This window comes from Acidovorax sp. LjRoot194, assembly GCF_964253015.1.
Lineage (GTDB): Bacteria > Pseudomonadota > Gammaproteobacteria > Burkholderiales > Burkholderiaceae_C > Acidovorax.
This window is the reverse complement of sequence record NZ_CAXUQB020000001.1, coordinates 4575237-4588635: the sequence shown is the minus strand read 5'-3', so window position 1 is coordinate 4588635 and position 13399 is coordinate 4575237. Positions and strand designations below refer to the sequence as shown.

Sequence of the window (13399 nt, the reverse complement as noted above, 5' to 3'; positions counted from 1 at the left end):
CCTGGGCTGCGTCGGCGCGCAGGCCATAGCGTTTATTGCACGCAGCGTATGTCCGGGGCCACAGCCGCCGCTAAGCTAGCGCCCATGCACGTATACCGCTCAGCCCTTTTGCGCTTTGCCGACGATGGATCGGCGCTGTATGAAGAAGACGGCCTCTTGGCCGTCGGCCCCGATGCGAAGGGCCGCCAGCGCGTGGTGGCGGCGGGTGCTTGGCAAGCGCTCGCCCACCAGTACGCCGGCCACCCCGTCACGCACCTTCCGGGCCGGATTCTGGCGCCGGGCTTCGTGGACATGCACATCCACTTTCCGCAGACCGACGTGATCGGCTCGCCCGCGGACGGCCTGCTGCCCTGGCTGGAGAACTACACGTTTCCGCACGAGTCGCGTTTTGTCGACCCGGCCTACGGCGCCCAGGTGGCGGGCTTTTTCGTCGACGAGCTGCTGCGCAACGGCGTGACCACGGCGCTGACGTTTGCCACCTCGCACCCGGCCAGCGTGGACGCGCTGTTCACCGAGGCGCAGCGCCGCCAGCTGCGCCTGATCACCGGCAAGGTGCTGCAGGACCGGCATTCCCCCGACGGCGTGCGCGACGACACGGAGCAGAGCCTGCTCGACACCGAAGTACTCATCCGCCGCTGGCACGGCGTGGACCGCCTGGGCTACGCCATCACGCCGCGCTTTGCCCCCACCAGTACGCCCGAGCAGCTGCGCGGCGCGGGCGATCTGGCCGCGCGCTACCCCGACGTGTGGATTCAGTCGCACGTGGCCGAGAACCTGGACGAGATCCGTTGGGCGCGCGAGCTGTTCCCCGCGTCGCGCAGCTACCTGGCGGTGTACGACGACTTCGGCCTGATGCGCGAGCGTGCGGTGTACGCCCACTGCATCCACTTCGACGACGACGACCGCGCATTGATGCGTGACACCGGCACCGTGGCGGCCGTCAGCCCCACGAGCAACCTGTTCCTGGGCAGCGGCTTTTTCGACTACGCGGGCGCGGACCGCGTGGGCTTTGGCTACGGCCTGGCCAGCGACGTGGGCGGGGGCACCAGCTTCAGCCCGTTCCACACCATGCTGGCGGCGTACTACGTGGGCCGGGAGGGCCAGAGCAAGCAGGGCCTGAGCTTGTCGCCCCAGCAGCTGTGGTGGCAGCACACAGCGGGCGCCGCCAAGGCGCTGGGCCTAGCGGGCGTGGTGGGCAACCTGCAGCCGGGCTGCGAGGCGGACTTCGTGGTGCTGAACCCCCGAGCCACACCGCTGCTGGAGCGCAAGACCGCCCAGGCGCGCAACCTGGATGAGCTATTGTTTGCGCTGATCGTGCTGGGCGACGACCGGCTGGTGGAGCAAACCGTGATTTCTCAAGCAAAATATGCCTCTCGCGCTTGATAAACAAGCGCTACCAGCTACATATTTCATAGCGCCCGGCCGTTTGTCGTCGTTTTTGTCGACAGCCCGGGCCACTGCGCAGGGAATTGACCGATGAGCATCAAGAGCGACAAATGGATCCGCCGCATGGCTGCCGAGCACGGGATGATCGAGCCCTTCGAGCCCGGCCAGGTGCGCGAGGCCGAAGGCCGCAAGATCATCAGCTACGGCACCAGCAGCTACGGCTACGACATCCGCTGCGCGCCCGAATTCAAGGTGTTCACCAACATCCACAGCACGGTGGTGGACCCGAAGAACTTCGACGAGAAGAGTTTCGTAGACTTTCATGGTGACAGCTGCATCATTCCGCCCAACAGCTTTGCGCTGGCACGCACCATGGAGTACTTCCGCATTCCGCGCAACGTGCTGACTATCTGCCTGGGCAAGAGCACCTACGCCCGCTGCGGCATCATCGTGAACGTGACCCCGTTCGAGCCCGAGTGGGAAGGCTACGTGACGCTGGAGTTCTCCAACACCACGCCGCTGCCGGCCCGCATCTACGCGGGCGAAGGCTGCGCGCAGGTGCTGTTCTTCGAGAGCGACAAGGACGATGTGTGCGAGGTGAGCTACCGCGACCGCGGAGGCAAGTACCAGGGGCAGGTCGGCGTCACGCTGCCCAAGGCCTGATTCCCGCCGCTACACAGCCACCCAGCCACCCAGCCACCCAGCCACCCAGGCAACGAGGTGGCCCCGTAGGCGCTCAGCCGCGGGCGGGCGGTGCCGACAGCCGGTGTCCTACACAGGCATGGTCCATCGGCTGAAGTGCAAGCGCACGTAAGGTTCTTAGCATGGTGTCAAGCCTCCAGATGGTCTGGTGGTGAGACAAAAAGGAGTTCCCCATGCTGACCTTTGCTGCACCCTCGGCACCCGCGCAAAACCGGGGCGCTGATTTTTCCCTCACCACCGACGCATCGTTTGCCTCGCAACGCCGCGCGGCAGCGTTTGTCGGCATGCCGCACCACGCCACCTACTGGCCCTGCGATTTGCTCAACGTTTTTGTGCTCAAGATGGCTGCTGCGGGCCACTGTGTCAACACCGACATGATGCTGGGCCACCGGCCCTATGCCCAGAGCCGCCTGAATGCCGCCTATGACTCGCGCGACGAAAGCCTGGGCGCGCTGGCAGCCCGCTTGCAGGTTTACTTCGACGCCGCGGCGCCTGAAGGTTGCCGCGTGGCAGCCGAGATGGACGAGCAAGGACGCGGACACCTCCTCCTGGTGTAACAGCCCTCAGGTCCCTCAGGTCTCCACGCAGACCCGATTGCGTCCCTGGCCTTTGGCTTCGTACAGAGCTGCATCTCCCCGCCGCAGCATGTCGGCGCCATCGTCGTACATGCCGTGCATGGTGGCCACGCCCGCACTCACGGTGATGTGGCCGACCACCGGGTCGTGCTGTTCGTCCATGGCGGTTACCAGCGCCTCGGCGATGGACCGCGCACCTGCCAGGTCGGTGTCGGGCAGCAGCGCCACAAACTCCTCGCCCCCCACCCGTGCCACCACGTCGGAATTGCGAAGGCGCAGCTCCAGCGTGCGGGCCAGGCGCCTCAGCACTTCGTCGCCGGCTTCGTGCCCGTAGGTGTCGTTCACGCGCTTGAAGTGGTCGACGTCGACGGTGATCAGGCTCAGCGGGCGGCCGCCGCGCCGCGCCAGCGCCAGTGCAAAAGCCATTTGCGTTTCGAACCCGCGGCGGTTGAGCAGGCCGGTGAGCGCATCGGTGCGGGCCTGCAGGTCCAGGGCGCGGTTGGCGGCTTCCAGCTCCAGCGTGCGCATGCGCACCTTTTCTTCCATGGCCTCGCGGGCGGTGAGCAAGTGGTGCGTCATGCGCCGCAACGCGCCCGAGAGCTTGCGCACCTCGCGGCTGCTGCGTGTCTGCGGGATGCGTGTGCCGGGCGTTTCGGCCTCCACGGCCGTGGCGGCATCGGCCAGCGAATACAGGTCGTCGCTCAGCCGCCGCGCCGCCAGCCACGCCAGCACCGATGCCACCATGGCGGCAGTCAGCCCGATGACCAGCGCCAGGCGCACGGTGCGGCCCGCCTCGGCAAAGGCCAGCTCCACCGGCTCGCGGGCCACGACGCGCCAGCCCAGGTCGCTGGCCTTGTTGCGGGGCTTCATCGGGGCGATGGCGGTCAGGTACTCGCGCCCGTCCAGCCAGCGGACCACGGCGGGCTGCGTGCCGTCACCCGCCCCTCCCCGGGCCGTGGGCGGGGGCTTGGGCAACTGCTGGCCGGCCGCCTGCAGGGCCTGGGTCTGGCCATCGGGGGCGTAGATGAGCTGCCCTGCACGGTCGAAGACGAAGAGTTCCAGGGCGGAATCCTCCGTGGGCGGCGGGGTGAGGCTTTCGATGACCTCGCCGGTCCACTCCCAGCTGCCGTGGATGCCCAGCACGCCCACGGTGGTGGGGCCGATGCGGATCGGCGCAGCGAAGTCCACGAACCGGTACGGCTCGCCTGACGCCTGGGGCGGCAGCAGTTTTTCGAGCAGTTTGGCGGGGTGCACGTCGCCCACATAGAGCTTGTCGATGCCGGCCTTGAACCAGGGACGCTCCAGTACGCTCTGGTTCAGCAGCAACCCGCCCGTCGCATTGCGCACCACGCCCTGCGCGTCGGCCACACCGATCCACACGCTGTTGGGCTGCGCGGCCTGGCTGCGCGACAGCATGTGGTGGGCCTCTGGCGAGTCCAGCCCCTTGACCCAGACGACCTCGGCGGCGGCCAGTACTTCGGCTTCGCGGCTGCGGTCCAGTAAGCCATTGGCCAGCAGCTTGCCCGCGTTCTCGGCAACCATCATCAAGGAGGCGCCCGCATCGCGTTCGTTGCGCACCTTGATCAACTCGCCGAAGCCCAGCGACAGCAAGGCAGCCAGCGCGACCACGATGGTGCCGAACACCAGCGCAATCTGCGAGCGCAGGCTGAGATCCGAAAAGCGTCGCACCCTCATGGCGTGGCCCATTGGTGCGGCTCGGCGGTACCGACGGTACCGGCCGCAGCGCGTGCATGGTCGTGCGCACGCACCGCCAGCCGCGCCGCGGCCAGGTCCCACCCGGCCCAGCCGCAGCTCTTGAAGAGCACGGGGCCGGTGCGCTGGATGCGCGGGCCTTGCAGCACGTCGCCCAAGGTGGGCAGGTCGGCCACGTCAATGCCCGCCTGCAGCAGGTCGCCCGCCTCGTGGCGCGCGTCGGGGGTGTCGACCACGATGTGGCCGTGCTGCGCAATGTGCCGGCACAGGGTGGGGGAGAGTTCGGCCATGGTGGGGGTGTAGGCGCCCACGGCCGCCACAAAGGCATCGGCCAGCGGCGGGGTGCCCAGCACCACGCTGTGCGCGGGGGTGCAGGTGACGATCAGGGGGCAGTGGCGCACCTCGGCCTCCGCGTCGGCCACCACGCGGGCCTTGGCACCCAGGGTGCGGGCGTGCTGGGCCAGGGCTTCGGCGCTGGCCGCGCTGCGCGACGCCACGCGAACGTCCCGGACGCCCAGGCCCTGCACGAAGGCTTCGACATGCGCAAAGCCCTGCACGCCGGCGCCTACGACCAACAACGGCCCCTGCGGCTCCTGCGCCAGGTGCCGTGCGGCCAGCAGCGACGCTGCCGCGGTGCGGCGCGCCGTGATGGTGGGGCCGTCGAGCACCAGGCGGCGCTCGCCGGTGGCCACGTCGAACACCAGCACGTCACCCTGGATGGTGGGGCGGGGCGTGCCTGCGTTGGCGGGTGTCAAGGTGATGAGTTTGGTCATGGCCACCCGGCTGTCGGTGGCGGGCATCACGAACAGGGTGCCGCCCAGCGGCAGTGGCAGCACGGTGCGGGCGGGCACCAGCACCGACGCATCCCGCAGCACGGCGGCGATCTCGTCGGCCAGCGCGGTCCAGGGCAGCAGCGCGGCAGTGGCGGCGGCGTCCAGCGTGCGGGAGGGCTCCGGGCGGTGCGAAGAAGGCATGGTGGAAATGTACACACGCCGCGGCGCACCGGGGGGCCGGGCAAGCCCCAGTTCAGGGGGCATTGGCCGGCGGGATCGCATTCGGCCCCCGCGCCGTGGGTGGGAGTCAGTGCGTGGCGCCCGCTCCGAGCGCAATGTCTTCACGCGCCAACACGGCCGCCCACAGGGCCGCATGCAGGCCCCGCACCATGTCGCGCAGCGGAAGGTAGGGCGCGCCCTGCCCGGGCAGCCAGGGCACGTGGACGAATCCACCGCGCACGCCCTGGGGGCCCGCAGGGCGCGTGGCCAGCAGGTGCATCAGCCCGTACAGCACGTGGTTGCAGACAAAGGTGCCGGCCGTCTGCGACACCTCGCAGGGCACGCCGGCGCGCTGCACGCCGCGCAGCATGGCCTTGACGGGCAGGCTGGCGAAATACGCGGCCGGCCCGCCGGGCATCACGGGCGTGTCGACGGGCTGGGCGCCCATGTTGTCCGGGATGCGCGCGTCGTTGACGTTGATGCCCACCCGCTCGATGGAGAGTGCGGCCCGCCCGCCCGCCTGGCCCAGGCACACCACCAGGGCAGGCTTGTGCGCGTCGATCAGCGCTCCCAAGTGGTGCAGCGACCGGCCAAACACCGTGGGCAACTGCACGGACACCACCCTGTGCCCGCCGATGCGCTGGCCATCCAGCGCCTGGGCGATGAGCCAGCTGGGGTTCAGCGCGTCGCCGCCGAAGGGGTCGAACCCGGTGAGCAGGATCACCGGCTCGGCGGGCGGCGCGTAGTGGGAGGCGTGGTGGTGCATGGGGGGGTGCCTGCGCGGCGGGCGTGAAGCGAGGTGGGCCATCGTAATCTGCCCGGCGCCGCCCTTGTTGGCGCGTAACATGGCGCCCATGCCTTCCAGGGAGGAGGGCGCTGGAGACTGGCATGAAGTGGGAAGGCAATCGCGAATCCGACAATGTGGAAGACCGCCGGGACGAGGGCGGTGGCGGCGGGGGCGGCTCGCCCATCTTTGGCGGGCGCAGCATCGGCATCGGCACCATCGTGATCGCCCTGGTGGGCGGCTGGGTGCTGGGCATCAACCCGCTGACGATTTTGGGGCTGCTGAGCGGCGGCTCTCCGGCGCAAGTGCAGCAGCAGCAACCGCAGGGCCCGGCGCACCGCCCGCCCGCGGACGACACCATGGCGCGCTTCGTGTCCACCGTGCTGGCCGACACCGAAGACGTGTGGCAGGCCGTGTTCCGCCAGGGCGGCGGCCAGTACCAGAACCCGCGCCTCGTGCTGTTTCGCGGTGCCACGCCCACGGCCTGCGGCACAGGCCAGGCGGCGATGGGGCCGTTCTACTGCCCCGCCGACCAGAAGGTCTACATCGACCTGGGCTTTTATGAAACCCTGAAGAACCGGCTGGGTGCGCCCGGCGACTTTGCCCAGGCCTATGTCATTGCCCACGAGGTGGGCCACCACGTGCAGAACCAGCTGGGCATCAGCGCCAAGGTGGACCAGATGCGTGGCCGCGTGAGCAAGGCTGAGTACAACCAGCTGTCGGTGCGCCTGGAGCTGCAGGCCGACTGTTTTGCCGGCGTGTGGGCCCACCACGCACAAAACGCCCGCCAGATCCTGGAGAAGGGCGATGTGGAAGAGGCGATGAACGCTGCCGCCAAGATCGGCGACGACGCGCTGCAGCGCGCCAGCGGCGGCGCCGTGGTGCCCGAGAGCTTCACCCACGGCACCAGTGCGCAGCGCCAGCGCTGGTTCAACAACGGCCTGCAGAACGGCAACGTGAAGGCGTGCGACACCTTCACGTCCCGCAGCCTGTAAGGGCGGTGTGCCGCGGTAGTTTGTAGCAATTGCTGCCGCAGCCCCAAGACCGCCATCGTCGGCTCCATCGCAGCGGCAGCACCTCTCTCATGCCATCCGTCCAGCAGTCACGGCCTGCGCCGCTTCAGACCCCATCGCCCACCGGCTGGAACACGCTGGAGCCCGAGGCGGCTGCGCCCCAGGCATCGGGCGCAGCGGCAGCCTGGTCTGCCGCTGCCGTCACCGTGCCGCATGCCGTGGGCCTGGGGCTGCTGGCCTTCGCTCCGCTGGCGGGGGACCATTCGCTGGCCGCGCTGGCCCTGTGGTCGGCGGCGCTGCCGGGCCTGCTGCTCACGCTGGTGGTGCCGCGTCCCGGCGTGGTCTATGCGCCCACCACGGTGGTGGCCCTGCTGTTTGCGGCGGTGCTCGCCACGGCCCATGGAGCTGCGCCAGAGCTGGGCCTGAGCGCACGCCAGGTGCTGGCGGTGAGCGGTGCCACGGTGGCGCTGGCGTTTGTCTTTCAGTGGCTGCTGGGGGTGCTGCGGCTGGCATCTGTCGCGCGGTTCTTGCCGATCTCGGTCACGCATGGCTTTGCGGCCGGAGTGGGGCTGTCGATGGTGGTGGGCCAGGTGCGCAACGGCTTTGGCGCCGGGGCCGCCGATGCGCTGTGGAGTGCGCGCACGCTCTGGCATGCGCTCGCGGCCCTGACCGTGGTGGCACTGGCCTGGGCGCTGCGCTGGCGCTGGCCGCGTGCGCCGGGGCTTTTGACGGCGGTGGCGCTGGTGGCACTGGCGGTGGCGCTGGCGGGCGTGTGGGGCGCGGGGCTGGGCGATGTGTTCGCGCCCGCGGTGCAGGCCAGCGCGTTTGCCGGGCCGCTGTGGCCCGACTGGACGGGCATCCCGTGGGTGGCGCTGGCGCAGCAGCACGGCTCGGCCCTGGTGGTGCTGGCGCTGCTCATGGCCCTGGTCAACAGCCTGGAGATCATGGTCTTCAACCAGGAGCTGGAGCTCGACCACGGCCTGCGCGGCAATGCCAACCAAGCCCTTCGGCGCGAGAGCCTGCTGGGCGCGCTGTGCGGCCTGGCGGGGATGATCCCTGCCTCCACCAGCGCATCGCGCTCGCGCATCCTGCTGGCGCAGGCTGGGGGCTCGGGCGGCGCGCCGGGGCTGGCGAGCGGCCCGCGCTGGCATGCGGCCATCATGCTGGGCGTGGCGGTCACCGGGGCCTGGTGGCTGCACTGGGTGCCCATGGCGGGTCTGGCGGGCGGCCTGGTGCTGGCGGGGCTGCTGCAGGTGCCCGCACTGATGTGGTCGCTGCGCTATGCCCGGCGCTCGCGCGTGACCTGGGCGCAGAGCTGGCTGGTGGCGCTGGTGTTTGCGGTGATGGGCGGCGTGGGGGCGCTGGTGGCCGGCCTGGTGGTGGCCACCTTTGTGCTGTTGCACGACTCGGCCGCCAAGGTGCTGCGGCATGTGCGGCTGGATGGCGAGTTGCGCTCGCGCCGGCTGCGGCGCGCGGGATCGGACAGCTGGCTCGTACCGCGTATGAACCAGGTGGCGGTGTTCGAGCTGCAGGGCGTGATGTCCTTCGGCGTGGCCGCGCACCTGGCCGAACAGGTGCGCATGCTGCTGCAGCCGCGCCACCGCTGGGTCATTCTGGATGCAGCGCGCGTGCCGGCCTGGGACAGCACGGCGCTGGCCCAGCTGCGCGCGCTGGTGCGCGACCTGGCGCAGCAAGGCATCGCCGGCGCGGTGGCGGGGCTCGACCCGCTGGCGCGCGAGCATGCGGGCGAGCACGTGCGCAGCTTTGCCGATCTGGACCGCGCGCTGGAATGGGCCGAGGCCGGCATCCTGCTGCAGCGCCCCCTCGACCAGCGCCCCGCCCACCCCGAGCGCGACCTGCTGGGCGAGATCGGCGAGGGCGTGGGCCCCGAGGCCGGCGCCGCGCTGCTGGCCCTGCTGGTGCCTGTGGCCGTGCCCGCCCGCAGCGTGGTTTTCAGCGCGGGCGACCATGATCGCGACCTGCTGGTGGTGCAGTCCGGCCACATCACGCTGGCCACGCAGTGGCCGCCCGAGACGGGCCTGAGGCTCGCCACTGTCGGTCCGGGCATGGCGTTCGGCGACATGGCTTTCCTGAACGGTGCAGCACGCACGGCGAGCGCCGGGGCCGAGCGGCGGCCTGCGCAACTGGTGCGGCTGTCGCGCGACCAGTTCGACGCGTGGGCCCGGCTGTACCCCGAGGCGGCGCTCACGGTGATGAATAACCTCGCGATGATCGGGGCCCGCCGGCTGGCCGCCACCACACGCCAGCTGCGCGCCGTGCTGGAGTGATACATCGATCAAAACTGCCGGTACCGCTTGATAGGTAAGCGCTGGAAGCTATATAAAACATAGCAAATGCCGTTCTGGGCGACGGAAAGCGGGCCCGCTCGCACCCCATTCCTGCCTGAAAAATCGCTTTTTGGGCCACCGGTGCGACAATAGAGGGCTGCGAGCCTGCTCATGACCTCGCGCGGCCCCCGACCGCGGAAGGTCATGAGCAGGTTCTAGCGCAACGCCCAGTCAGGCCCTTGCCCACGGCACCCCGCCCGTGGGAGGCCCGATCTGCGGCGTTGCAATCCTTGCGGTGGCGATGGTCACCGCTACGGTTTGCGCCTTGTGGCCCGCCTCGAACCTGGGGGTGTCACATTGCTCAGACATATTCAGCGTCGCCTTCCAACACGCTCTTAATGACAAGTTCCTTTTCCAATCTTTCGCTGGCCGAGCCGCTGGCGCGTGCCGTGGCCGAAATGGGCTACGAATCCATGACGCCGATCCAGGAGCAGGCCATTCCGGTCGTGCTCACCGGGCAGGACGTGATGGGCGCCGCCCAGACCGGCACCGGCAAGACGGCCGCCTTCTCGCTGCCCCTGCTGCAGCGCCTGCTCAAGCACGAGAACAGCTCCACATCGCCTGCACGCCACCCCGTGCGCGCCTTGGTGCTGTTGCCCACGCGTGAGCTGGCCGACCAGGTGGCCCAGCAGATCGCGCTGTACGCCAAGCACACCAAGCTGCGCAGCACCGTGGTGTTCGGCGGCATGGACATGAAGCCGCAGACCCTTGAGCTGAAAAAAGGCGTCGAAGTGCTGGTGGCTACGCCAGGCCGCCTGCTCGACCACATCGAGGCCAAGAACGCGGTGCTCAACCAGGTCGAGTACGTGGTGCTCGACGAGGCGGACCGCATGCTGGACATCGGCTTTCTGCCCGACCTGCAGCGCATCCTGTCGTACCTGCCCAAGCAGCGCACCACGCTGCTGTTTTCCGCCACGTTCTCGCCCGAGATCAAGCGCCTGGCCGGCAGCTATCTGCAAAACCCCATCACCATCGAAGTGGCTCGCCCCAACGAGACGGCGTCCACGGTGGAGCAGCGCTTCTACAGCGCGAACGACGACGACAAGCGCCGCGCGATCCACCAGGTCTTGAAAACCCGGGGCATCAAGCAGGCCTTCATCTTCGTGAACAGCAAGCTGGGCTGCGCACGCCTGGCCCGCAGCCTGGAGCGCGAGGGTCTCAAGACCGCCGCGCTGCATGGCGACAAGAGCCAGGACGAGCGCCTGAAGGCCCTGGAGGCCTTCAAGAAGGGTGAAGTCGACCTGCTGGTGTGTACCGATGTGGCCGCCCGCGGCCTGGACATCAAGGACGTGCCGGCGGTGTTCAACTTCGACGTGCCGTTCAATGCCGAAGACTATGTGCACCGCATCGGCCGCACCGGCCGTGCAGGCGCCTCGGGTCTGGCGGTGACGCTGGTGTCCGGCAGCGACACGCGCCTGGTGGCCGACATCGAGAAGCTGATCAAGAAGAAGATCGACCTCGAAGCCGTTGAGTACGACGAAGACCAGCCCCGCGGCCGCATCAACGATGGCCGCCGTGCCTGGCGCGAAGCCGGCGAAACGGGCGATGGCCGCGATGCCATCTCGGCCGCTCCGCGCCGCGAGCGTGAACGTGAGCGCGACCACCGCGGTGGCCGCGAAGGCCGCGAGCCGCGCGAGCAGCACCGCGGCTTTCGGCCCGCAATGCCGTCGCGCGACCCGTTCTTCGAGAAGCCTTACGAAGCCAATGCAGCCGCCGACGCCGCCCCCGCCTGGGAGTCCGCCAAGTCGGCCCCGCGCAGCAGCGTGTCGGCCAACATCAAGCCCAAGCGCAAGGTGGCCGCGTTGTTCAAAGCTGTGCAGCCGGAAGCAACGACGCAGTAAGTCAGCATGTAGTCGCTGCGCCTGGTGATGCACCGGGTTGCTCAATAAAATAGCTGCCACCGCTTGGTACACAAGCGCTGGCAGCTATATTTTTTGTAGCGTCGCTTTTTGGGCAACTCACCTTGTGCCCTTCCTTCGCGCTCTTGTGCCGTGGGGCTCTGTGCTCCCGCAGTGCAGCCCCGGGTTCAGGCGCCGGGTGCTTGCGACTGCTCGCAGTGCACCTGCAGCAGTTCGCGGTCGGCCAGCGTCGCGCCAAAACGCACGGCGCTCAGGCAGCCGCCCCACACGCAGCCGGTGTCCAGGCCCAGCAGATCGCTGCGGTTGAGCCAGCCCAATGTGGACCAGTGGCCAAACGCGACCAGCGTGCCTGCCGCGCGGCGCCCTGGCACGTCGAACCAGGGCATCAGACCTGCGGGCGCATCGCTGGCGCTCTCGGTGCTGTCGAAGTCCATCTCCCCGCGGGCCGAGCAAAAGCGCAGCCGCGTGAGCGCGTTCACGATGACGCGCAAGCGGTCGTTGCCGGTCAGCTCGTCGCTCCAACGGTCAGGGGTGTTGCCGTACATCGCCTGCAGAAAGCCGGGCAGGTCGGGCCCGCGCAGCACGGCCGCCACCTCGTCGGCATGCGCCAATGCGTCCTGGGCAGACCAGGCGGGCAGCACCCCGGCGTGCACCATCAGCAGCGTCTCGCCGGCGTGCGTGTGCGTGCGGGCCAGCGGTTGGCTGCGCACCCACTGCAGCAAGGCCTCGCGGTCAGGCGCCTCCAACACGGAGGCCAGCGTGTCGCGGCGCGACGGCTTGCGGGCCCCGTGGGCCGCGGCCAGCAGGTGCAGGTCGTGGTTGCCCAGCAGGCTGCGCAGCGCGCCGTCGTGCGCGATGCAGCGGCGCAGCACGGCGGCCGAATCGGGCCCGCGGTTCACCAGGTCGCCCAGCAGGTACACCGTGTCGCGGCTGGCAGAAAAACCGATCTCGTCGAGCAGGCGCCCCAGCGCGCTGTCGCAGCCCTGGATATCGCCGATGCAGTAAAGAGCCATGGGTACTTGTGGTGTGTAAGGAGCAGCGATTCTCTGCGGGATTGCACGGCCCGCGGCGGCAACCGGTGTCGATTGCTGAATGCAGAGTGCATTTCAGGCCGGGCTTGGCGGATGCGCCAATGCCTTGAAAGCGTTGCAGGCCACAGTCTGTGGGGCGCGCGCCCGATATTCAGGATTTACAGGGCGTGATGCGTTCGCAATAAAACTTTACGGCTTGCAGATAGATGGTAGAGGCGCTCCCGGCCCACAGTGGCTGGCATATTCCGATGGATATCGCACCCGGTGCCCAGGGCTTTCAGGTCGTCCAACCCATCCCCATGGAGGTAGGTGTAGTCGCAAAGGTGGGACGATTCCTACAAATGGCGCTGGCTTATTCCATGGCATTGAAAATGGGATTTTTTCGGGGCTGTGAACCACACGGCAGAAAATATTCCTATAATCGCGCCTGTCTTTCACCCTTACACCTAAATCCAGACATCATGACCACTAGCTACAAAGACCTGCTGAAGCAGCGTGAAGCCCTCGAACAGCAAATCAACGAAGCGCGCCGCAGCGAATTGTCGAGCGCTGTCGCTCAGGTTCGTTCGCTGGTGGCTGAATATGGCCTGACCGCGCAAGACGTGTTCCCCGCTGGCAAGTCTGCTGGCAAGGGCACCCGCAGCTCCACCGCTGGCACCAAGGTCGCGCCCAAGTACCGCAACCCCGCCACCGGCGAAACCTGGACTGGCCGTGGCAAGGCGCCCAAGTGGATTCAAAACGAAAGCCGCGATAAGTTCGTCATCTGATTCACCGCCCGGACCGTCCGGATGGTAAAAAAGCCCGCTCTTCAGCGGGCTTTTTTGTGGATTCGTTAATCCCCCAATTGGTGCAGGCCGGGGTGCAGGGTTGAATGGTGTTTATCCATCCTCACAGCAGCGGCGGCTTGGCTCGATTGCGATGGCGGGAGATGCCTCGCTTGTCTGGCCAAAGTGGCGTCGCAGTACAACTTTGGATAATTAGGGGGAAACCCTGCCC

Annotated in this window: 11 protein-coding genes; 7 read left to right on the top strand and 4 right to left on the bottom strand. The window is 68.4% G+C overall.

The window, feature by feature from the left end; all coding sequences use genetic code 11:
- The first annotated feature begins 84 nt into the window (after positions 1-84).
- From guaD to ACSQ3N_RS20815, 3 genes are all read left to right on the top strand, one after another.
- Positions 85-1383 carry a guanine deaminase gene (gene guaD / locus ACSQ3N_RS20825; protein WP_436147337.1) on the top strand — a complete coding sequence of 433 codons (1299 nt, stop codon included), beginning with the start codon at positions 85-87 and terminating at the stop codon, positions 1381-1383.
- Between the two features lie 93 nt (positions 1384-1476).
- Positions 1477-2049, top strand: coding sequence for a dCTP deaminase (dcd, locus tag ACSQ3N_RS20820; RefSeq protein ID WP_056167817.1), 573 nt, complete (start codon positions 1477-1479; stop codon positions 2047-2049).
- A 212-nt stretch (positions 2050-2261) separates the two neighbouring features.
- Positions 2262-2645 (top strand): hypothetical protein, encoded by a 384-nt coding sequence (locus ACSQ3N_RS20815; protein WP_056167820.1) that lies wholly within the window; start codon positions 2262-2264, stop codon positions 2643-2645.
- 15 nt (positions 2646-2660) lie between these two features.
- Here ACSQ3N_RS20815 and ACSQ3N_RS20810 read toward each other — a convergent pair whose 3' ends face one another.
- The 3 genes from ACSQ3N_RS20810 to pcp all read right to left on the bottom strand — a co-directional run bounded on the left by ACSQ3N_RS20810 (position 2661) and on the right by pcp (position 6134).
- Positions 2661-4358 carry a diguanylate cyclase gene (locus ACSQ3N_RS20810; RefSeq protein ID WP_436147336.1) on the bottom strand — a complete coding sequence of 566 codons (1698 nt, stop codon included), beginning with the start codon at positions 4356-4358 and terminating at the stop codon, positions 2661-2663.
- Positions 4355-5350 (bottom strand): delta(1)-pyrroline-2-carboxylate reductase family protein, encoded by a 996-nt coding sequence (locus ACSQ3N_RS20805; protein WP_436147335.1) that lies wholly within the window; start codon positions 5348-5350, stop codon positions 4355-4357. Before ACSQ3N_RS20805 ends, ACSQ3N_RS20810 begins: the two co-directional genes overlap by 4 nt.
- A 106-nt stretch (positions 5351-5456) precedes the next feature.
- Positions 5457-6134: a pyroglutamyl-peptidase I gene (gene pcp / locus ACSQ3N_RS20800; RefSeq protein ID WP_436147334.1), complete on the bottom strand. Its 678-nt coding sequence runs from the start codon at positions 6132-6134 to the stop codon at positions 5457-5459.
- A gap of 122 nt (positions 6135-6256) precedes the next feature.
- Between pcp and ypfJ the strand changes: the two genes are divergently transcribed.
- The 3 genes from ypfJ to ACSQ3N_RS20785 all read left to right on the top strand — a co-directional run bounded on the left by ypfJ (position 6257) and on the right by ACSQ3N_RS20785 (position 11354).
- The gene (gene ypfJ, locus ACSQ3N_RS20795) at positions 6257-7147 is read left to right on the top strand and encodes a KPN_02809 family neutral zinc metallopeptidase (RefSeq protein WP_436147333.1); all 891 of its coding nucleotides are present in this window, start codon (positions 6257-6259) and stop codon (positions 7145-7147) included.
- An 89-nt stretch (positions 7148-7236) separates the two neighbouring features.
- Positions 7237-9453, top strand: a complete 2217-nt coding sequence (locus tag ACSQ3N_RS20790) for a SulP family inorganic anion transporter (RefSeq protein WP_436147332.1) — start codon at positions 7237-7239, stop codon at positions 9451-9453.
- 398 nt (positions 9454-9851) lie between these two features.
- Positions 9852-11354 carry a DEAD/DEAH box helicase gene (locus tag ACSQ3N_RS20785; protein WP_436147331.1) on the top strand — a complete coding sequence of 501 codons (1503 nt, stop codon included), beginning with the start codon at positions 9852-9854 and terminating at the stop codon, positions 11352-11354.
- Positions 11355-11539: 185 nt separating this feature from the next.
- On the opposite strand, the gene ACSQ3N_RS20780 is transcribed toward ACSQ3N_RS20785, so the two are convergent.
- A complete protein-coding gene (locus ACSQ3N_RS20780) occupies positions 11540-12385 on the bottom strand; it encodes a symmetrical bis(5'-nucleosyl)-tetraphosphatase (protein WP_436147330.1) in 846 nt (281 codons plus the stop codon).
- A gap of 479 nt (positions 12386-12864) precedes the next feature.
- On the opposite strand from ACSQ3N_RS20780, the gene ACSQ3N_RS20775 reads away from it, so the two are divergent.
- On the top strand, positions 12865-13170 hold the full coding sequence (locus ACSQ3N_RS20775) for an H-NS histone family protein (protein ID WP_436147992.1): 306 nt from the start codon (positions 12865-12867) through the stop codon (positions 13168-13170).
- Positions 13171-13399 lie beyond the last annotated feature (229 nt).

What these genes read in the sequence shown, in the direction of transcription:
- guaD (WP_436147337.1), top strand. Translation starts at nt 85, where the DNA reads ATGCACGTATACCGCTCAGCCCTTTTGCGCTTTGCCGACGATGGATCG.
- dcd (WP_056167817.1), top strand. Translation starts at nt 1,477, where the DNA reads ATGAGCATCAAGAGCGACAAATGGATCCGCCGCATGGCTGCCGAGCAC.
- ACSQ3N_RS20815 (WP_056167820.1), top strand. Translation starts at nt 2,262, where the DNA reads ATGCTGACCTTTGCTGCACCCTCGGCACCCGCGCAAAACCGGGGCGCT.
- ACSQ3N_RS20810 (WP_436147336.1), bottom strand. Translation starts at nt 4,358, where the DNA reads ATGAGGGTGCGACGCTTTTCGGATCTCAGCCTGCGCTCGCAGATTGCG.
- ACSQ3N_RS20805 (WP_436147335.1), bottom strand. Translation starts at nt 5,350, where the DNA reads ATGCCTTCTTCGCACCGCCCGGAGCCCTCCCGCACGCTGGACGCCGCC.
- pcp (WP_436147334.1), bottom strand. Translation starts at nt 6,134, where the DNA reads ATGCACCACCACGCCTCCCACTACGCGCCGCCCGCCGAGCCGGTGATC.
- ypfJ (WP_436147333.1), top strand. Translation starts at nt 6,257, where the DNA reads ATGAAGTGGGAAGGCAATCGCGAATCCGACAATGTGGAAGACCGCCGG.
- ACSQ3N_RS20790 (WP_436147332.1), top strand. Translation starts at nt 7,237, where the DNA reads ATGCCATCCGTCCAGCAGTCACGGCCTGCGCCGCTTCAGACCCCATCG.
- ACSQ3N_RS20785 (WP_436147331.1), top strand. Translation starts at nt 9,852, where the DNA reads ATGACAAGTTCCTTTTCCAATCTTTCGCTGGCCGAGCCGCTGGCGCGT.
- ACSQ3N_RS20780 (WP_436147330.1), bottom strand. Translation starts at nt 12,385, where the DNA reads ATGGCTCTTTACTGCATCGGCGATATCCAGGGCTGCGACAGCGCGCTG.
- ACSQ3N_RS20775 (WP_436147992.1), top strand. Translation starts at nt 12,865, where the DNA reads ATGACCACTAGCTACAAAGACCTGCTGAAGCAGCGTGAAGCCCTCGAA.